The organism is Alcaligenes sp. SJTW-7, assembly GCF_047716895.1.
In the GTDB taxonomy this organism is placed as follows: Bacteria; Pseudomonadota; Gammaproteobacteria; order Burkholderiales; family Burkholderiaceae_B; genus Alcaligenes; species Alcaligenes ammonioxydans.
Map to the genome: position 1 here is coordinate 1,237,148 of NZ_CP136682.1, position 19,482 is coordinate 1,256,629.

A 19,482-nucleotide genomic window follows, 5' to 3' on the forward strand; every position below is an offset into this window, starting at 1 on the left:
CTCGCAAAGCGAAAGCGTCCACACTTATTGGCTGTTAGTTTATGTCATGACCATTGAAGGTATCGCCCACTGGTGATAGATGGGTCAGTAGCTCAGTCGGTTAGAGCACCGTCTTGATAAGGCGGGGGTCGTTGGTTCGATTCCAACTTGACCCACCAACGATTACCTCGGGGGATTAGCTCAGCTGGGAGAGCACCTGCTTTGCAAGCAGGGGGTCGTCGGTTCGATCCCGTCATCCTCCACCACCGCTTTTGTGGTTGGTTGTCGATACAGCAAGGTTCATGACAGAGTATAGGGCACAGACAAACAACGGTTTGCCTGGCGCTAGATTCAACGAAGAGTGTTCTTTTTAAAGAATACTGCTCGTTGGGTTATGCAACCCACGAATTGCTCTTTAACAATTAGGAAGAAGCACAACGAAGGTGTGTTGTCTAATAAACGCAAGACGATTAGTCGACTTGTGATGACAATACACGGGTTGTGATTGCAACAGAACAAATTATGTTCAACGAAAGTTCTCAAAAATATAGACGTTGTCTGATCTTAGGATTGGATAACAGCTAAGGATTGATGAACGGCAACAACGTATACTCATATTCCTATAACAGCACCAAGCGTTATAGGATCAAGCGAATAAGTGCATATGATGGATGCCTTGGCGATCACAGGCGATGAAGGACGCGGTAGCCTGCGAAAAGCTACGGGGAGCTGGCAAACAAGCTTTGATCCGTAGATGTCCGAATGGGGAAACCCACCGTAGCAATACGGTATCCCATGCTGAATACATAGGCATGTGGAGGCGAACCGAGTGAACTGAACCATCTCAGTAACTCGAGGAAAAGAAATCAACCGAGATTCCGGAAGTAGTGGCGAGCGAAACCGGACCAGCCTGGATGTTTTAGCGTAGTGAATAGTCGAATGGAATGGAAAGTCCAGCCGTAGCAGGTGATAGCCCTGTAGGCGAAATTCAGTACGTGGAACTAAGCATCGAACAAGTAGGGCGGGACACGTGAAATCCTGTCTGAATATGGGGGGACCATCCTCCAAGGCTAAATACTCGTGATCGACCGATAGTGAACCAGTACCGTGAGGGAAAGGCGAAAAGAACCCCGGAAGGGGAGTGAAATAGATCCTGAAATCGTATGCATACAAACAGTAGGAGCACCTTCGTGGTGTGACTGCGTACCTTTTGTATAATGGGTCAGCGACTTACATTCAGTGGCAAGCTTAACCGAATAGGGGAGGCGTAGCGAAAGCGAGTCCGAATAGGGCGATTCAGTCGCTGGGTGTAGACCCGAAACCAGGCGATCTATCCATGGCCAGGTTGAAGGCACGGTAACACGTGCTGGAGGACCGAACCCACTAATGTTGAAAAATTAGGGGATGAGCTGTGGATCGGAGTGAAAGGCTAAACAAGCCTGGAGATAGCTGGTTCTCTCCGAAAACTATTTAGGTAGTGCCTCGTATATTACTGCCGGGGGTAGAGCACTGTTATGGCTAGGGGGTCACAGCGACTTACCAACCCATGGCAAACTCCGAATACCGGCAAGTACAGTACGGGAGACAGAGCACCGGGTGCTAACGTCCGGACTCAAGAGGGAAACAACCCAGACCGCCAGCTAAGGTCCCTAACTATGGCTAAGTGGGAAACGAAGTGGGAAGGCATAGACAGTCAGGAGGTTGGCTTAGAAGCAGCCATCCTTTAAAGAAAGCGTAATAGCTCACTGATCGAGTCGTCCTGCGCGGAAGATGTAACGGGGCTAAGCCATAGACCGAAGCTGCGGATGTGTACTTTTAGTACACATGGTAGGAGAGCGTTCCGTAAGCCTGTGAAGGTGTTCCGTGAGGAATGCTGGAGGTATCGGAAGTGAGAATGCTGACATGAGTAGCGATAAAGGGGGTGAAAAGCCCCCTCGCCGTAAGTCCAAGGTTTCCTGCGCAACGTTCATCGGCGCAGGGTGAGTCGGCCCCTAAGGCGAGGCAGAGATGCGTAGCTGATGGGAAGCGGGTTAATATTCCCGCACCGTCGTAGAGTGCGATGGGGGGACGGATTGCAGAATGTTATCGGGGTGTTGGATGTCCCCGTTGGCGCATCATAGAAGGCACTTAGGCAAATCCGGGTGCGTAATTCAAGGGTGTGACTGGATAGAGCTTCGGCTCTAAACTAACTGGAAGCAGTTCCAAGAAAAGCCTCTAAGCTTCAGCTCTACGAGACCGTACCGCAAACCGACACAGGTGGACGGGATGAATATTCCAAGGCGCTTGAGAGAACTCAGGAGAAGGAACTCGGCAAATTAATACCGTAACTTCGGGAGAAGGTATGCCTCATTAGTGTGATGTGCCTGCGCACAAAGCATGAAGAGGCCGCAGTGAATCGGTGGCTGCGACTGTTTACTAAAAACACAGCACTCTGCAAACACGAAAGTGGACGTATAGGGTGTGACGCCTGCCCGGTGCCGGAAGGTTAAGTGATGGGGTGCAAGCTCTTGATCGAAGCCCCGGTAAACGGCGGCCGTAACTATAACGGTCCTAAGGTAGCGAAATTCCTTGTCGGGTAAGTTCCGACCTGCACGAATGGCGTAACGATGGCCACACTGTCTCCTCCTGAGACTCAGCGAAGTTGACATGGTTGTGATGATGCAATCTCCCCGCGGCTAGACGGAAAGACCCCATGAACCTTTACTGTAGCTTTGCATTGGATTGTGAACCGGCCTGTGTAGGATAGGTGGGAGACGTTGAAGCGTGGTCGCCAGATCGCGTGGAGTCATCCTTGAAATACCACCCTGGTCTGTTTGCGGTTCTAACCTAGGTCCCTTATCGGGATCGGGGACCGTGCATGGTGGGCAGTTTGACTGGGGCGGTCTCCTCCTAAAGTGTAACGGAGGAGTTCGAAGGTACGCTAGAGACGGTCGGAAATCGTCTTGATAGTGCAATGGCATAAGCGTGCTTGACTGTGAGACTGACAAGTCGAACAGGTACGAAAGTAGGACATAGTGATCCGGTGGTTCTGTATGGAAGGGCCATCGCTCAACGGATAAAAGGTACTCTGGGGATAACAGGCTGATACCGCCCAAGAGTTCATATCGACGGCGGTGTTTGGCACCTCGATGTCGGCTCATCTCATCCTGGGGCTGTAGCCGGTCCCAAGGGTATGGCTGTTCGCCATTTAAAGAGGTACGTGAGCTGGGTTTAAAACGTCGTGAGACAGTTTGGTCCCTATCTGCCGTGGGCGTTGGATACTTGACGGAGCCTGCTCCTAGTACGAGAGGACCGGAGTGGACGTACCACTGGTGTATCGGTTGTCATGCCAATGGCATTGCCGAGTAGCTACGTACGGAAGAGATAACCGCTGAAGGCATCTAAGCGGGAAACTCGTCTGAAGATTAGGTATCCCGGGGGCTTGACCCCCCTGTAGGGTCGTCCGAGACCAGGACGTTGATAGGCTGGGTGTGGAAGTGCAGTAATGCATGTAGCTAACCAGTACTAATTGCCCGTGTGGCTTGATCCTATAACCCTTGAGGTTGTAGTGAGTTAAGTTGTTGACCACAGAACGTAATATTGAAGTGCAGCGCAACCCGCGCTTGACACCTTCGTAACCGCTGCTAGCTGATCCGTACTGATCGCTAGCGGTGTGCTTCTTCCAATTGGCTGGGACGTCCCCTAAAGACGGCCTGGCAACCAGTTACGCTTGACGACCATAGCAAGGTGGTCCCACACCTTCCCATCCCGAACAGGACTGTGAAACGCCTTTGCGCCGATGATAGTGGACGGACGTCTGTGAAAGTAGGTCATCGTCAAGCTCTTATTGCTCAAAACCCCCGCAAGCATCCCTTGCGGGGGTTTTGTTTTATGGGTCGCCACCGCATCGGCGACGGATACACCGGAACGATGCTGATCGTCTGGCCCCTGGGTTACGACTTCAGACGGTACCACACCCCCTCCCCAAGCCCGTTCTGGGCACCGCTTATCCCTTCTTGTTGCAGACTACGTCTCTTGGCCCAAGCCGAGGGGGTTGGTCATTGCGTATGCTTCCTGTGCTTGAGGGTTGATGTTGAGTCCTCTGCGGCTGCTACCAGCACGATGGCAGCCCGACGAGGGGCGGGTTCAGCCTTAGCGGCTTGCTGAACCTCAGCCTCTCGCATCAAGCCGTTGTCTATCTGCCGGGTGATCGCGCTACGCTTAGTGCTTTTTCCTCTTAGCGTGCGTTGCGAGTAACTGGTGTTCCCCTTTTGTGCGGCTGTTGTCTTCTTCTTCTTCTTCTGCTGCTGCTGCCCACCTCGGGTAGTGACGATGTTTGGCGTTCGGTGGTCCAAACACGCCTTGAGCCGCTGGCTTCATCGAGTTGTTGACTGCTAGCAGCTTATTCACAATTCCGTAGTCGTTCTATCTATCTATCTATCTATCTATCTATCTATCTATCTGTCTGTCTGTCTGTCTGGCTGGCTATTGACCACAAGCTACTGCTCCGGCGCTCCGTGAGGCTTAGTCTCAGCCTCAGCCTCAGTCTTAGTTGCTGAGCTGCTTACCAGCGTCAGCTCAGATCAAGGCAGCGCCTCCCAGCTGCAGGCTCTGGTGCCCGTCTGTCTGTAGAAGGTGCCCAGACCACTGTCTAAGTTCGTTCTGCCGATCCACCCTTGATGCGCTCTGAAATTCCTACTCAGTTTCCCCGTTGCACCGTAGAATACGGATAAATACTTTAGAGCTAAAGGAGTTGCCCGTGGGTGGAGAGACAGCAGTAGACGCGATCATAATTGGCGCGGGGCATAATGGATTGGCGGCTGCCGTGGAGTTGGCCAGCAAAGGCTGGAAGGTTCTGGTCGTGGAGGCCAAAAGCTCGGCAGGTGGTGCGGTTAGCACCCAGGAACTGACTTTGCCAGGCTTCAAGCATGATGTGTGCGCCATGAACCTGTCCTCCTTTGCTGGTTCTGCATTTTTTCAACGTCATAAGGATGCGTTGGTCCGCCATGGCTTGGCGTTCGTCCCCGCAGAACACTGCTTTGCCAGTGTGTTCCGGGATCAACGCTATTTGGGCGTCAGCACGGATCTGGAAACGACTTTACAGCGGATTCGAGCCGTCTCTGAAAAAGACGCGCAGGCCTGGCAGAGCATGCTGGAGGACTTTCAGCGCAAAGCTCCTCATCTGTTTGCGGTCTTGGGTAGTCCTATGCCTTCCTTGGCGTTGTTCAAAAGCGCGTGGAAAAGCTGGCGTGAGCTGGGTAAGGATGGCGTTGCGGAGCTGATGCAATTGCTGCTGGCGACACCCCGTGACTTTTTGGACCGCCATTTCGAGAGCGACTCATTAAAAGCCATGATGGCAGCTTGGGGGCTGCATGTGGATTTCACCCCAGACACCGCCGGCGGTGCCTTGTTCCCTTATCTGGAATCCATGGCTAATCAAGCCTTCGGTATGGTAATCGGGCAGGGCGGTGCTGATACGATAATCCGCGCCATGACGAGCTTGTTGCAGGAGCTGGGTGGGGAGTTGCTGTTGAATGCCCCTGTGCAAACAATTGAGCAAGAGAATGGTCGTGCTAGGGCCGTTGTTCTGGCCGATGGGCGTCATCTGAAAGCAGACAAGGCAGTGATCGCGAATCTGAATCCTCAGCTGGTCTTTGGTCGCCTGGTGCAATCTGCTGCTGTTCCCAAGGAATATCAGAAGAAAGTGGATGCGTTCCGGCCGGGGCTGGGGACCATGATGATCCATTTGGCACTGGATGGCCTGCCCGACTGGAAAGCTGGTGCCGAGTTGCAGCGTTTCTCCTACGTGCATCTGGCACCCGATCTGGCCATGATGAGTCGTGTCTATGCCGAAGCAGCCGCCGGTTTGTTGCCTGCCGAGCCTGTGTTGGTGGTTGGACAAGGTACGGCTCTTGATCCTTCTCGTGCTCCAGAGGGTAAACACACCTTGTGGATTCAAGTGCGAGTGCTGCCTGCTCAGGTCAAGGGCGACGCTGCCGGCAAGATGGCTGCAGGTGACTGGGCACAGCTGAAAGACGCATACGCCGAACGGGTTCTGGATCTGCTTGAAAGCTATGCGCCTGGTTTGCGTAGCCAGATTCTGGCCCGCCATGTCATGTCCCCCCAGGATCTGGAGCAGTTCAATGCGAATCTGATTGGGGGTGATAATCTCTCGGGTAGCCATCACCTGGATCAGAACTTCTTCTTCCGCCCGGTCGCCGGTTACTCCAAATACAAAACGCCGATCAAGGATCTGTATTTGTGCGGAGCTTCGACCTGGCCCGGTGCGGGGACTGGGGCTGGATCGGGCTATATGCTGGCCAATCTATTGGCGAAATAAACCTAGAGGCCATTCAGACGTTGCCGGGCATGCTCCAGGCGCACCTGTTTGGCTTCCATCTCCTGTAGTTGCCGCCGTATCCCATCTATATGTTCTTTAGCCGCTCGCCGGGCCAAGTCCGCTTGACCTTGCGTGACGGCATTGCATAACCGGGCATGCTGTCTGTCCAGCCTGCGTTTGGAGTCATGATCAGGATAGAGGTGCTGCACGGATACGCGTACCGTGGACAGCATCAGTTCATTGAACAGGCTGATCATGTGTACCAGCACCGGGTTGTGTGACGCCTCACAGATCGCTGAATGAAAAGCATGGTCAGCCCGAGCAATTTGTTCCGGCGCAGCATCCTGCATTTGCAGATCTTCCAGTTCCTGAAAGCGCCTCCGAATCATGATGTGATCGGCTTCCGTACCTCGGGCAGCAGCCAGTTGCGCTGCTTCGCTCTCCAGTAGTTCGCGTACTTCCAGTAGATCGTACAGCGTGCGTCCCTGTGCTTGCAGCAGGTGTTCCAACGGCGTGCTGACGCTGGAGTCGATCAGATTGGCGACGAAAGAGCCTTTGCCATGCTGCGTTTCAATCAGCCCCCGTGCTCGTAGTACTTGCAGCCCTTCACGCAGGGCAGAGCGAGATACCGTGAGTCTCTGCGTCAGTTGTCGCTCGGAAGGCAGTGCTTGCCCCGGTTTGAGGACGCCGTCCATGATCAAGGTTTCAATACGTTGGGCAACCAGTTCCGCGGTTGCCTCCAGATGTCGGGATTCCTGCATTTTCATACGTGGTCAGACCAGTTGTGTACCTGAGTCAATGATAGCAAGCTGATTATCTATCTGTCTGATTTTTAAGTGTAAAGATAAACCCTGGGAGCTGCTTAGGGTAAAAACTGGTCGGACCAGTAGGCAAGTGGCTGGACAAGCTCGTCGTCATCAAAGACCATCGGCTTTAGGAGACTTTAAAGACAGGAGGCGTCATGAGTTTGCGCTACGACGAAAAACTGGACGGCGTGCTGCCCCGCGTGGACAAGATGCAGCTGCTTAGCCGTTTACGTGATGATATTCCCGGCCTGGAGGTACTGCATACCGACGAGCAACTGCACCCTTACGAATGTGACGGCTTGAGCGTCTATCGCAGTAAACCCTTGCTGGTGGTGCTGCCCCGTAATGTGGAGCAGGTGCAGGCGGTGATGCGTCTGGCCCATGAGGTTGGCGTGCCCGTAGTGGCTCGCGGTGCGGGTACGGGCTTGTCCGGTGGTGCCATGCCGCTGGAGCAGGGTATTTTGCTGGTGATGGCCCGGCTGAACCAGATTCTGGACCTGGACCCGGTGGCCGGAATTGCCCGTGTACAGCCCGGCGTGCGCAATATCGCGATTTCTCAGGCCGCGCAGCCTTTTGGACTGTATTATGCGCCGGACCCCTCTTCGCAGATTGCCTGTTCAATTGGCGGCAATGTGGCGGAGAATGCCGGCGGCGTTCACTGCCTGAAATACGGCCTGACTGTACACAATATCTTGCGGCTGGAAGTCATTACCGTTACGGGCGAACGACTGATTCTGGGCTCGGAAGCCTTGGATAGCCCCGGCTTTGACTTGATGGCCCTGTTCACCGGCTCTGAAGGCATGCTGGGTATTGTGACGGAAATCACGGTCAAGCTGCTGGCGCGCCCACCGTGTACGGTGGTGCTGCTGGCCAGTTTCGACGATGTGGAAAAAGCCGCTGACGCGGTGGCACAGATCATCGCTCAAGGCATTGTGCCAGCAGGACTGGAAATGATGGATCAAATGTCCATTCGCGCTGCCGAAGACTTTATCCACGCTGGCTACCCTGTCGATGCCCAGGCGATTTTGCTGTGTGAAATCGATGGTGCAGTCGAGGATGTGCAGGACGATGTGACCCGGGTTGAACAGGTGTTGTTCAAAGCCGGTGCGCAAGAAGTGCGGGTAGCACGCGATGAGCAGGAACGACAGCGTTTCTGGGCCGGACGCAAGAATGCCTTTCCCGCCGTGGGGCGCATCTCACCGGACTATTACTGCATGGACGGCACGATTCCGCGTCGCCAGCTAGCGTATGTGCTGAAAAAAACGGCCGAGTTGTCCGAGGAATATGGCTTGCGCGTCGCCAACGTTTTTCATGCGGGCGATGGCAATATGCACCCGCTGATCCTGTTTGATGCCAACCAGCCAGGCGAGCTGGAGCGGGCTGAAGCTTTGGGCGGCAAGATTCTTGAACTATGCGTGGAAGTGGGCGGCACCATTACCGGCGAGCATGGCGTGGGTCGAGAAAAAATCAATCAGATGTGCGTGCAGTTCAATGAGGATGAGCTGCAATTCTTTCATGCCATTAAAGCGGCATTTGATCCCAAGACCATGCTCAATCCCGGTAAGAACATCCCCACCTTGCATCGCTGCGCGGAAATGGGCGGCATGCATATTCACCACGGACAAGTGCCCTTTCCTGAGCTGGAGCGTTTCTGATGAATACCGTAGAACAGAACAATCAGGATCGCAGTGCCGAGCTGCTCGATCAGGTCAAGCAGGCGCTGGCAGATCGCACGGCCTTGCGTATCGTGGGCGGAGATTCCAAAGCCTTTTTGGGCAAAGCAGTACAGGGTCAAGCCTTGAGCCTGGCTGGCCATGAGGGCGTGGTCGATTACGACCCGGCCGAGCTGGTCGTGACGGTGCGTGCGGGAACGTCCTTGAAGACTCTGGAGGCCGTCCTGAATGAACAGGGGCAGTGTCTGCCCTTTGAGCCCCCCGTGTTTGACGGTCGTGCGACAGTGGGAGGAGCAACGGCTTGCGGCTTGTCAGGACCGCGCCGTCCCTGGGTGGGAGCCTTGCGTGATTATGTGCTGGGCTGTCGTCTGATTAGTGGAATGGGCACTCACATGCGCTTTGGCGGTCAGGTGATGAAGAACGTGGCTGGCTACGACGTGTCACGTTTGATGGTGGGCGCTCAGGGTTGTCTGGGAGTGATTACGGAAGTTTCCTTCAAGGTGTTGCCACGTCCACGACGCCGAGCGGCACGGGTCTTGGAGGTGGCACAGCAGGATGTGGCGGGTTTGCTGCGTCAATGGCGCGATCAAAGCCGTCCTGTCACGGGAGCGGCCTGGCAGGATGGCCGTCTGCATCTGCGCCTGGAAGGCGGAGACAGTTCCGTACAGTTGGCCCAGGAGCAAATAGGGGGCGAGGAACTCGACCTGACGTACTGGGATGATTTATGTGAACAGCGCCTGGATTTCTTTAAGCAGGCAGGGAATTTGTGGCGTATTGCCGTACCGGTGGATGCGCCCGTGCAAAGCTGGCCGGGTGAGGTACTGCTCGATTGGGGTGGAACTCAGCTCTGGCTCAAGTCTGAGGCTCCAGCCGAGCTGATTCACGAACAGGCGCGGGCCCTGCAGGGGTACGCGCGATGCTGGAGCGGGCCTGATGCCGGGAATGATGAGCTGCCCGCTGCGTTGTTGCAGTGGCATCAGCGCTTAAAACAGCAACTAGATCCCGCTCATATATTCAATCCAGGCCGTTTATTTCGCTCTGCGGAGTCCACATGCAAACACAACTGACACCATGGGCTCAGCAACTGCCGCAAGCCGAGCAGGCTGAAGCCATTTTGCGCTCCTGCGTGCATTGCGGGTTTTGCAATGCCACTTGTCCGACCTACTTGGATCAAGGCAACGAGCTCGATGGTCCGCGAGGCCGCATTTATCTGATCAAAATGTTCCTGGAAGGCAATGCCACCTCGGAACTGACCCAGCACCATCTGGACCGTTGCCTGAGTTGTCGCAACTGTGAAACCACCTGTCCGTCGGGTGTGAAATATCACAACCTGCTGGACATAGGGCGAGCGGCATTGGAACCCAAAGTAAAGCGTTCTTTAAAAGCACGTGCCATGCGTGTGGCCCTGACGCAAATTCTGCCAGAGCCGGGCCGGGTGGGGGCCCTGCTCGGGGTGGCGCGAGCCATGCGCCCCTTGCTGCCCTCATCCTTGCAGGAAAAAATTCCACCCAAGCAAACGGCGGATCTGACGCGCCCCGCACCCCGGCATAGCCAACGTGTTCTGATGCTGGAGGGCTGTGTGCAGCCAGCCATGGCTCCTTCCATTAATGCGGCGACCGCCCGGGTGCTGGATCGCTTGGGCATCAGTGTGACACCGATTGCTCAGGCAGGCTGTTGCGGTGCTTCCTCCTTTCATCTGGGTGCGCAAGAGCAGGGTTTGCAGCAGGCACGTCGCAATATCGACGCCTGGTGGCCCCAGATCCAGCAGGGGGCTTTGGCAATCGTGCAGACCTCCAGCGGCTGCGGTGCTTTTGTGAAAGAGTACGTAGACCTCTTCAAGCATGATCCGGTCTATGCGGAACGGGCCCGCCGCGTCAGTGAGCTGGCCAAGGATCTGGTTGAAGTGCTCGACGAGTTGCCCCTGGAGCAGTGCTTGAATACGCAAACCCGTCCGCGTCTGGCCTTTCATTGTCCGTGTACCTTGCAGCATGCGCAGAAACTGGGCGGGCGAGTCGAAGCGGTGTTGACCCGCTTGGGCTTTGATCTGGGGGCAGTGCCCGATAGCCACTTATGTTGTGGTTCGGCAGGCACGTATTCCCTGACGCAGCCCGAGATTGCGGGACGCCTGCGTGAGCGCAAAATGGATGCCTTGGAGAGCAGCAAACCAGATCTGATCGTTACGGCCAATATGGCCTGTGGGAATCATTTGAATGGAGCAGGGCGCACGCCGGTCAAGCATTGGATAGAACTGGTGGATCAGTATCTGTGTGCGTAACCGCAGGACCGGGGGCCGTAGTAGCCCTCGGTCCTGCGCTGGTATCGGTTCAAAGTCAAGGGCCAGCCAAGCGTCGTAGCGCGCTCAGGGGGAGGCGCGAGCCTGCGGGGCCAGACTTACAGCGGGTATTGGCGAGGTGTGGTCTGGACGGTAATCCAGCGCAGTTCGGTGAACTCATTGATGGCGGATTTACTGCCAAAACGGCCATAGCCGCTGGCTTTCATACCCCCAAAGGGAGCCTGGGCCTCATCATGGACGGTGGGGCCATTGATATGACAGATGCCGCTTTGGATCTGTCTGGCGATGGCCAGACCCCGGTTCACGTCCTGCGTAAATACGGCAGCAGCCAAGCCGTATTCATTGTCGTTGGCCAATCGGATGGCCTCGCTGTCCTCGCGGTAGCGGGTCATGGTGACGACCGGGCCAAATGACTCCGTGGCATAGAGCTGCATCTCGGGGGTAACGTCATTGACGATCAGCGGATGCATCAGAGCACCCTCGATTTTCAGGGGCAAGGGCAGGGTGGCCCCCTTGGCAAGCGCGTCCTCTACCAAGGACTTGATGCGCTGTGCTGACTCGGCACTTTCCAGATAGGCAAAGCGTGTGTCTGTCTGGTCGGGCGAGCCCACGGCGATGGTCTTGATTTTGGCCACCAGTTTGTCCAGAAAAGAAGAAGCAATCGCTTCATGCACAATAAGGCGTTCGGTGGACATGCAAATCTGCCCTTGGTTGAAGTAAGCGCCAAAGGCGACGCCGGCGACGGCCTGCTCCAGATCGGCGTCTTCGCACACAATGACCGGTGCTTTGCCTCCCAGCTCCAGCAGGACGGGTTTGAGGTAGTGGGCGGCGGTGGCGGCGATGATCCTGCCAACTTTGGTGGAGCCGGTGAAGTTGATGCGTTTGACGGCCGGGTGGGCGATGAGCTGCTCGACCACCGCCGCCGCATCGTCGGGAGCGTGAGTAATGACGTTGATCACGCCCGCTCCCACACCGGCGTCATTGAGCACTTGTCCCAGCAAGACATGCGTGGCCGGGCATCGTTCGGAGGCTTTGAGAATGACGGTGTTTCCGCAAGCCAGGGGCATGGCTATGGCCCGGGTGGCCAGGATCACGGGTGCATTCCACGGGGCGATACTCACCACCACGCCGCAGGGGACGCGATAGCCCATCGACAGGCTGCCGGGCAGATCCGAGGGGATGACGGCCCCGTCAATCTGCGTGGTCATGGCCGCAGCCTCACGCAAGATGTTGGCCGACAACTGCACGTTGAAACCATACCAAGAGTCTGTAGAACCTGTTTCCTGGCGTACGGTGGCGATGAATTCGGCGGCACGTTCGTCCAGCAGCTCCGCTGCTTTGAGCAGGCGCAAGCGGCGCTCGGTCGGACCCAGGGCTGACCAATGCACAAAGGCCTGTTCGGCCGCTTGCAGGGCAGCCTGCACATCCTCAGGCTGAGCGGCTGCGGCCACCGTTGCGGTCTGCCCAGTAACGGGGTTCTGACGTGTAAAAGTCTGGTGACCGCTGGCGTCACGAAGCTGGCCATTGATCAGTAGTTGACAGGTGTTCATCATGTCTCCTGCAATGCTGCGGATAAATAGAAAAAGTTCAAACGGGATTGTTCAAGTCCATACGGTTTCGAGCCCAGATTGGCCCCAGCTGCAAACCGGCTGGATTCTTTCTGTTCTTCGCCACCCGAGTTCGGATTTTTCTCCACCAATATAGTGCGGTATGAGATTGCCCCGGTACTAGCAGCCATGCATTTTCATGCAAAATGCAATGTAGCCGCCTGACCGTGCCGTTTTAAGGTATTTTGTAGGCTCGCTTCCAAAGGGGCCGTGTCTCCCTTTGCCCTTCCTCTACAGATTGCTCTCCAGGACAACTGAACTTCGTTTATGGCATTGCTGCGCCCTTTAAACTCCCGATTTGCGATTCGCGCTCTGCTTGTCTGGGGCTTGTTAGTGGTGCTCGCGGCGGGTGCCCTGGCGAGCTGGCGCTATCAATCCTTGCTCAGTACCCTGGAGACCGAAAGCAATGTTCTCTACAGGCTGGCTTCACAACGGGCAGATCAGCATGATGCCCATTTAACTGCTTTATCCGCTGTTGCCAACGCCACGGATGATCCGGGGCACACCTTGTTCCTGGATGTTGCCGCAACGATTGCGCATTTTTACCCGCGTATCGTCGACATACAGCTGATCCCGTTGGCAGTGGGCAAGAAGCCCGTCGGGCTTGGCGCTTTGTCGCCCGAGACGACGGCCTTGTTGCGTGAGTCGGTGTTGAGGTCACAGGGACAGATGGTGCTGATGGCGGACCCTGAGCGTCACGGCTTTTATATATTGGGCAAACGAAGCCCGAACACTGCTGATGCGCGCTATGGCCTGATGCTGGTGATTGACGCTAGACAACTGCTGGCCGATGCCAGTCATTTCTGGTCGGAGCCGGGCGTGTTTCTACGCCTGTCACTGCCCAAGGGCCCTTTGCTTGTGGGCCAGTCAGGATCAGACGCTGAGCTGTACTTTTCCAAGGCGCTGGCCAGTCCCTCCCAGCCCTTGATTCTTGCGACGGGGATGGCACTGGGTCCCGCTGATCTTTTTCCTATGGCGGAAACGACACTGGTGTTGTTGCTGCTAAGTGCGGCATATCTTGTTGTCTTGGCCGCCTGGCGTCAGCGCGTGCGCACCCGGCTGGCGCTTGAGCAGGCGCGATTAAGCGCCCTGGAGTCTCGTCTGGCCCACGCATCACGAGTCAATGCACTGGGAGAGATGGCCAGTGGCCTGGCCCATGAACTGACCCAGCCCCTGACAGCTATTTTGGCGCAGACTCAAGCCAGTCGACGGATTGTTGCTCAGTCAAGCAGCACGCCCTTGTTGCCGGTGCTCGATGAGACGGTTGCACAAGCGAAGCGAGCATCGGCCATTCTGGAGCGGTTTCGCAACTGGTCGCGTCCCCAGGCGCTGAGTGTAGGCTGCTTTGATATTCGCGACGCCTTGCATAATGTACGCGCCTTACTGGCATCTCAGGCAGCCCTGAGCAAGACACGGCTGATGTTTGAGTTGCCCTCCTATCCGGTGCTGGTTGAGGCGGACCCTGTGGAAATGGAACAAGTCATTTTCAATCTTGTACGTAATGGTCTGGACGCCGTGACCGGGCAAGAAGCAGGCCAGGTGACCGTAAGCCTTAATCAAACAGATACGCAGCTGATTATTGATGTTGCTGATAACGGCCCCGGTGTTCTGCCGGCACTCAGGGACAGCCTGTTTACGCCCTTTACGACCAGTCGGCCCGATGGGACTGGGCTTGGTTTGGCATTGAGCCAGCGGCTGATAGAGCGTGCTCATGGTGAGGTGTTTTTGCTCGAGGATGCGCCCGAGACGACATTCCGGATTATCCTGCCGGTAAAACATGAGCCTATGGAGTCTGCTGGATGAGGTATCCCGTTTATTTGCTTGACGATGATGAGGCCGTGCGTCGCGCCTTGAGCCTGCTTTTGTCTACCGTCGATATTCACGTTACGGAGTTTGCAGACCCCCAGGGATTTCTGGCGCAGGTAGCCAAACTGGCCCCCGGATGTTTGATTCTTGACATCCGTATGCCGGTCATCTCGGGCTTGAAACTGCAGGAGCAATTGCGTGACAGGGGTATCGATTGGCCAACGATTGTCATCTCGGGCCATGGCGATATCGACGCCTGTCGTCGTGCTTTTCGAAATGGGGCCGTCGATTTTTTATCCAAGCCTATTGATGAGCAGGATCTGATCGACGCCATACAAAAAGGGCATGATGTGCTCGATCGCCATTTGCGAGAACAGGCACAGCAAGCGGAAACATTGCAGTTGTTGGCTTCACTTACTCCGCGCGAGCGCCAAATACTGGAGTTGGTGGCCCAAGGCTTTACGACCCGGCAGATTGCAGAGGCCTTGTGCCTTTCACCGCGTACGATCGATACCCACCGTGTTTCTATTGGCGCCAAACTGGGCACCACATCACAGGCGGAGCTCACTCGTCTATGGTTGGAAGGAAGCGCTAAAGGATAAGGGCGAAAAAAACCACTCGGTATAACTACGTAGAGGAGTGTGAGGTCTACGAATAGGTTTCTTCTTTTTTGAGCGGTAAGCTTTGCTTGTTCGTTCTAACCAGGAAAGGAAATCACATGATTCGTACATTCTCTGTCGCCGCTCTGTTGTTTGCTCCTATCATGGCCTCTGCCGCCCCAGCGCTGCCCAGCGCGCCATACCTGCCACTGGAACTGGCCACCCAGGCCGCGCAGGCCGCCTTGAAGACCTGCGCAGCACAAGGTCATCAGGTCAGCGTGGCGGTTGTCGCCCGAGACGGGGCGACCAAAGTGTTGTTGAAAGCCGATAACTCGGGCCCACACACGGTCAGCAGCGCGCAAGGTAAAGCATTTACCTCTGCGGCTATGGGCCGCAGCACAGCGGGTCTGGCCGAGTTTATCGCCAGCAAACCGGCCAACGATGGTTTGCGGGATATGGACTCGCGTATGGTTATTCAGGGTGGCGGGTTGCCCATCAAGGTGGATCAGGTGCTGGTGGGTGGTATCGGTGTAGGCGGAGCGCCTTCTGGTGATATTGATGCTGCCTGCGCAGCCGAAGGCCTCAAAGCCATTGGCGCTACCGAATAAGCCGGCCAGCGTATTGCTCGCGTCAGCAAGGTGGCCTTGACAAGCTCAGGGCAGCATTCAGGGCGCGGGTGAAGCAGTCTCTTCTCAAAGCCAGGTGCCGTTCCCTCCGTTAAGGGGGCGAACGGCAAACTGCATGTTGCCGTAGGCACTGCTGTGTAAGACCCTTGTGCTGCAGATCTGCAGCACGCACAAGGTGGACTGCTCGTTTAGGTGGCGGGCGTGGCATTTCACCATCGCTGCAAGGTCGTTGCCGGTGAGCAAGACATAGAACGTTGTTGGAGCGGTCATCTCCACAGGCGGATCGTGGCGTGGTCCACGGCGTTTTAGGGGCTGAAATCGTGCTGATGCCGACGAATTGCACAACACGGTGCCTCCGTTTCGGATGCGTAAAAAAGACTTCCATTTGGCGTTTCCGATTGCAAGATGTTGTTTTTTTACCCCTAAGAGTAGACCGACTTAATGGTGCCATTAACGCCTGAGACAGTACACGAATTAGCGTGGTGACATTTGGGCTCTCCCCGCTTATTGCCCCCGCGATAGTTTTCTGCCTCTGGCTACTAACCTGTGAGTTTTAGTGCACTTTTAATACGAGGCTCCTGTGTACGTTTGAGGTTTTGACAACAAGCCTCAACTCAAAAGGTTCTTGGGATGAAAATCACGCGTGCACCTTGCTCACCGGTTCCATCACACTCTTTTTATTCATTTTTATATGTTTTGTGCCGACCCTTGCACAACGCCCGTTAATAGGCGCGTTTTCGGGGGCTAAGGCACTTGTTTTGCCTATCTGGGTCTGGCATGCCGACTTCAGCGTATCGGTTCAGGCACCTCAACGAATGCAAGCCGGATTTCAGTATCAGACTGGAATGGTTCTCATTGTTCAGATTCGGTAGTGGCGGATAATGGTTTTCACCTAAATAATTGATTTTTTGTTTTGTATTTATAAATTTTTTTGGCTCTCAGCTATAGTGATCACACTCCTTTAACAACCGGGTTTTTTAATAAGAATCTGACAATAGTATTCAAGCGTCTTTGGTCACATTTATCTCATCTACCTGCTAGTAACCACGGCACAGGAGCCAACACATGAAGTTAGATGTCACACCAGCCCCATCCTCGATTGACCAGATTTTTTCCTTGGGTACTGTGCGCTCCGATCTATGGCGTGAACTCTTGTTTGCTACTAAAAGATGGTCGCGTAAGGAAGTCGACGGACAAGAAGTTCGTGAAAAGTTTCTTCATTTGCGAAATCTGGAAGTGCTGCATGCTTATCCGGGGCGTCATCTTATGGACACCCTGTCCGGCCATCTTGAATTCGAACGTTTGGATGCTTTTCTGGAGTTGGCGACCCGAATCTCATTCGCCATCCTGGCGCGCTATTACAAAGATGATGCGCGCGAGTGGGAGGCCACGCCTGATGGGGACCACTTTAGGGATATTCGTCAGGACGTAGACGGTTTGGGCGGTGGGCGTCCTTACTTTGAAGTGTTGATTGTGGCACCAGCCAATAGTGCTCGCGTCGAGCGCAATGTTCAGCTGTTGCGTGCGCAGCGTCGTAAAGAAGACGACTTTGTGTATGAGCCTGTGGTCGTCGACAATTTCCAGGACGCATTTTGTGCTATTGCGGTAAACAGTAATATTTGTGCGGTTGCCATTTTTGAAGGCATTGGCTTTAAGAGCAAACAGCCAGTTCCTATCCTGGATCAAGCCATGAAAGAGCTTGATGTTCATTTCGACGATAGCCGTTTGGCCTTGCAACTGGCGGTCACCTTGGCGGGCTACCGGCCGGAGCTCGATATTTATCTGCTCTCCGATTTGCGTCCCGAGGAGGTGGCAAGTGATGAGCGTGCCAAGTGTCTGCGCCGCGTACTCTATGCGGTCGAGGAGCCCATGGAGCTGCATTTGTCAATTTTAGAGGGGGTTCGTGATCGGTACGAAACCCCTTTTTTTGACAATCTCAAGCGCTATGCCAGCAAGCCTGTCAGCACTTTTCATGCCTTGCCCATTGCCCGCGGTAAATCCGTCTTCAAATCGGACTGGATACGCGATATGGGCGAATTCTATGGCCTGAATCTGTTCTTGGCCGAGTCCTCTGCCACGACTGGCGGCCTGGACAGTCTTCTGGAACCTACGGGCAATATCAAAAAAGCCCAGGAGCGCGCTGCCAAGGCGTTTGGCGCTGAGCATTGTTTTTTCGTTACCAATGGAACCAGCACGTCCAACAAGATGGTATTGATGGCGATTGCGCGGCCCGGCGACATCATTATCGTTGATCGAAACTGCCACAAATCGCACCACTACGGCATGGTTCTGGGCGGGTTGTTGCCCTACTATGTCGAAGCGTTCCCGATGCGGGAGTACTCCATGTATGGTGCGGTTCCGCTCAAGAACATCAAGCGCGCCTTACTGAGGCTGAAACAAGAGGGCAAGCTGGACAGGGTGCGTGCTGTTGATCTGACCAACTGCACCTTTGATGGTCATGTGTACAACACCCGGCGCGTCATGATGGAATGTTTGGCGATCAAGCCTGATCTTGTCTTTCTTTGGGACGAGGCCTGGTTTGGATTTGCGTACTGGTCGCCGTTCCTGCGTCCCAGAACGGCCATGGGGGCGGCGGCTTACATTGAAAATTGGTTGGAAGATCCGGCGTCGCTGCAGCACTACGAGCGTCAGCAGCAAGAGCTGGGCGAGACTCCAAGCGATGATGAGCTGATGCAGGCCAATCTGGTTCCGGATCCTCGACTGGTTCGTCTGCGGGTATATCAAACTAATTCCACACACAAGTCGATGTCGGCCATTCGCCAAGGTTCCATGGTGCTGGTCAAGGATGTGGACTTTTATCGCATTGAGCCGCAACTGCACGAGGCGATATTCACGCACGCTACAACAAGCCCCAATCAGCAACTTATCGCCTCTATTGATGTCGCTCGCCGCCAGATGGAGCTGGAAGGCTATGGCTTGGTGAACAATGCCATTCAAATTGCCTTGGACATTCGCAGCCAGGTGAACAAGCACCCGATGATTTCGCGTTATTTTCGAGTGCTGGGCGCAGACGACATGATTCCGCCCGAGTACCGCCAGAGCAATTTCAAGGACTTTTTAGCGCCGGGCACGAACTGGGACGATGCCGTCACCAGTATCCGGGACGATGAGTTTTTCCTTGACCCCACCCGCATCACCTTGGTGTGTGGAACGGCGGGTTTTGATGGCACTCAACTGAAGCAGTTATTGGCGGATCGTTTTGATATCCAGCTGAACAAGACATCCCGCAATTCGGTCTTGCTGCAGTCCAACATCAACAATACGCGCAGTGACGTCGCGCATTTAATTCGTGTTTTGTTGGAAATTACCTGCGAAGTGGATCATCAATTACACAAAACCGGAGACGTGGGGCGTCAGCACTTTCAAGAGCGTGTCGATAGCCTCATGAACGATGTTCCTGACCTGCCAAACTTCAGTCACTTTCATGAAAGTTTTCGTCAAGACAGCAATGGCGATGTAGCCGTTGAAGGCAGGATTCGTGATGCATTCTTCCTGAGCTGGGAAGAGAGCAATTGCGAGTACGTGGGTTTGAATAGTCCGGAGTGCGATCGTCGGCTGCGCGAGGGGCCTCCTATGGTGTCAGCCAAGATGGTGATTCCTTATCCTCCCGGTTTTCCTATTCTGGTGCCTGGGCAAGTCATCAGTGCCGAAACCATTGAGTTCATGCGTAAGCTCGATGTGAAGGAAGTGCACGGCTATGAAGCGAGTCGTGGCCTGCAGTTATTGAAAGTTTAACGACTTAAACCGGGCAGA

11 protein-coding genes, 2 tRNA genes and 2 rRNA genes are annotated in these 19,482 nt (G+C 55.0%); 12 read left to right on the top strand and 3 right to left on the bottom strand.

Annotated features, from left to right (window positions below; all coding sequences use genetic code 11):
- Positions 1-81: 81 nt before the first annotated feature.
- The 5 genes from RSQ48_RS05465 to RSQ48_RS05485 all read left to right on the top strand — a co-directional run bounded on the left by RSQ48_RS05465 (position 82) and on the right by RSQ48_RS05485 (position 6,298).
- A tRNA-Ile gene (locus RSQ48_RS05465) sits at positions 82-158 on the top strand.
- An 11-nt stretch (positions 159-169) separates the two neighbouring features.
- Positions 170-245: transfer RNA gene (locus RSQ48_RS05470), tRNA-Ala, on the top strand.
- Between the two features lie 378 nt (positions 246-623).
- Positions 624-3,508 (top strand): 23S ribosomal RNA (locus RSQ48_RS05475).
- 179 nt (positions 3,509-3,687) lie between these two features.
- A 5S ribosomal RNA gene (rrf, locus tag RSQ48_RS05480) occupies positions 3,688-3,800 on the top strand.
- Positions 3,801-4,717: 917 nt separating this feature from the next.
- Positions 4,718-6,298, top strand: a complete 1,581-nt coding sequence (locus RSQ48_RS05485; protein ID WP_131071423.1) for a phytoene desaturase family protein — start codon at positions 4,718-4,720, stop codon at positions 6,296-6,298.
- A 2-nt stretch (positions 6,299-6,300) separates the two neighbouring features.
- Here the strand turns inward: RSQ48_RS05485 and glcC are convergent, their stop codons facing one another.
- Positions 6,301-7,065 (bottom strand): transcriptional regulator GlcC, encoded by a 765-nt coding sequence (glcC, locus tag RSQ48_RS05490; RefSeq protein WP_415302209.1) that lies wholly within the window; start codon positions 7,063-7,065, stop codon positions 6,301-6,303.
- 194 nt (positions 7,066-7,259) lie between these two features.
- On the opposite strand from glcC, the gene glcD reads away from it, so the two are divergent.
- From glcD to glcF, 3 genes are read left to right on the top strand one after another with little or no spacing between them, the layout of a single operon-like run.
- Positions 7,260-8,759 carry a glycolate oxidase subunit GlcD gene (glcD, locus tag RSQ48_RS05495; protein WP_059317924.1) on the top strand — a complete coding sequence of 500 codons (1,500 nt, stop codon included), beginning with the start codon at positions 7,260-7,262 and terminating at the stop codon, positions 8,757-8,759.
- Positions 8,759-9,844, top strand: a complete 1,086-nt coding sequence (glcE, locus tag RSQ48_RS05500; RefSeq protein ID WP_003804751.1) for a glycolate oxidase subunit GlcE — start codon at positions 8,759-8,761, stop codon at positions 9,842-9,844. Before glcD ends, glcE begins: the two co-directional genes overlap by 1 nt.
- Positions 9,829-11,052: a glycolate oxidase subunit GlcF gene (glcF, locus tag RSQ48_RS05505; protein WP_003804749.1), complete on the top strand. Its 1,224-nt coding sequence runs from the start codon at positions 9,829-9,831 to the stop codon at positions 11,050-11,052. The genes glcE and glcF overlap by 16 nt, the downstream gene beginning before the upstream one ends.
- 116 nt (positions 11,053-11,168) lie before the next feature.
- Here glcF and RSQ48_RS05510 read toward each other — a convergent pair whose 3' ends face one another.
- Both RSQ48_RS05510 and RSQ48_RS05515 read right to left on the bottom strand, forming a co-directional pair.
- Positions 11,169-12,620 carry an aldehyde dehydrogenase gene (locus RSQ48_RS05510; RefSeq protein ID WP_059317922.1) on the bottom strand — a complete coding sequence of 484 codons (1,452 nt, stop codon included), beginning with the start codon at positions 12,618-12,620 and terminating at the stop codon, positions 11,169-11,171.
- Positions 12,620-12,808: a hypothetical protein gene (locus RSQ48_RS05515; protein ID WP_131071425.1), complete on the bottom strand. Its 189-nt coding sequence runs from the start codon at positions 12,806-12,808 to the stop codon at positions 12,620-12,622. The genes RSQ48_RS05510 and RSQ48_RS05515 overlap by 1 nt, the downstream gene beginning before the upstream one ends.
- Positions 12,809-12,944: 136 nt before the next feature.
- On the opposite strand from RSQ48_RS05515, the gene RSQ48_RS05520 reads away from it, so the two are divergent.
- The 4 genes from RSQ48_RS05520 to RSQ48_RS05535 all read left to right on the top strand — a co-directional run bounded on the left by RSQ48_RS05520 (position 12,945) and on the right by RSQ48_RS05535 (position 19,464).
- Complete coding sequence (locus RSQ48_RS05520) at positions 12,945-14,480, top strand: ATP-binding protein (protein WP_301607024.1); 1,536 nt, start codon at positions 12,945-12,947, stop codon at positions 14,478-14,480.
- Entirely contained in the window at positions 14,477-15,085 is a 609-nt protein-coding gene (locus tag RSQ48_RS05525; RefSeq protein WP_059317920.1) for a response regulator transcription factor, read from the top strand. Before RSQ48_RS05520 ends, RSQ48_RS05525 begins: the two co-directional genes overlap by 4 nt.
- Before the next feature lie 116 nt (positions 15,086-15,201).
- The gene (locus RSQ48_RS05530; protein WP_003804742.1) at positions 15,202-15,690 is read left to right on the top strand and encodes a GlcG/HbpS family heme-binding protein; all 489 of its coding nucleotides are present in this window, start codon (positions 15,202-15,204) and stop codon (positions 15,688-15,690) included.
- A gap of 1,083 nt (positions 15,691-16,773) precedes the next feature.
- Positions 16,774-19,464 (top strand): decarboxylase, encoded by a 2,691-nt coding sequence (locus tag RSQ48_RS05535; RefSeq protein WP_415302210.1) that lies wholly within the window; start codon positions 16,774-16,776, stop codon positions 19,462-19,464.
- Positions 19,465-19,482 lie beyond the last annotated feature (18 nt).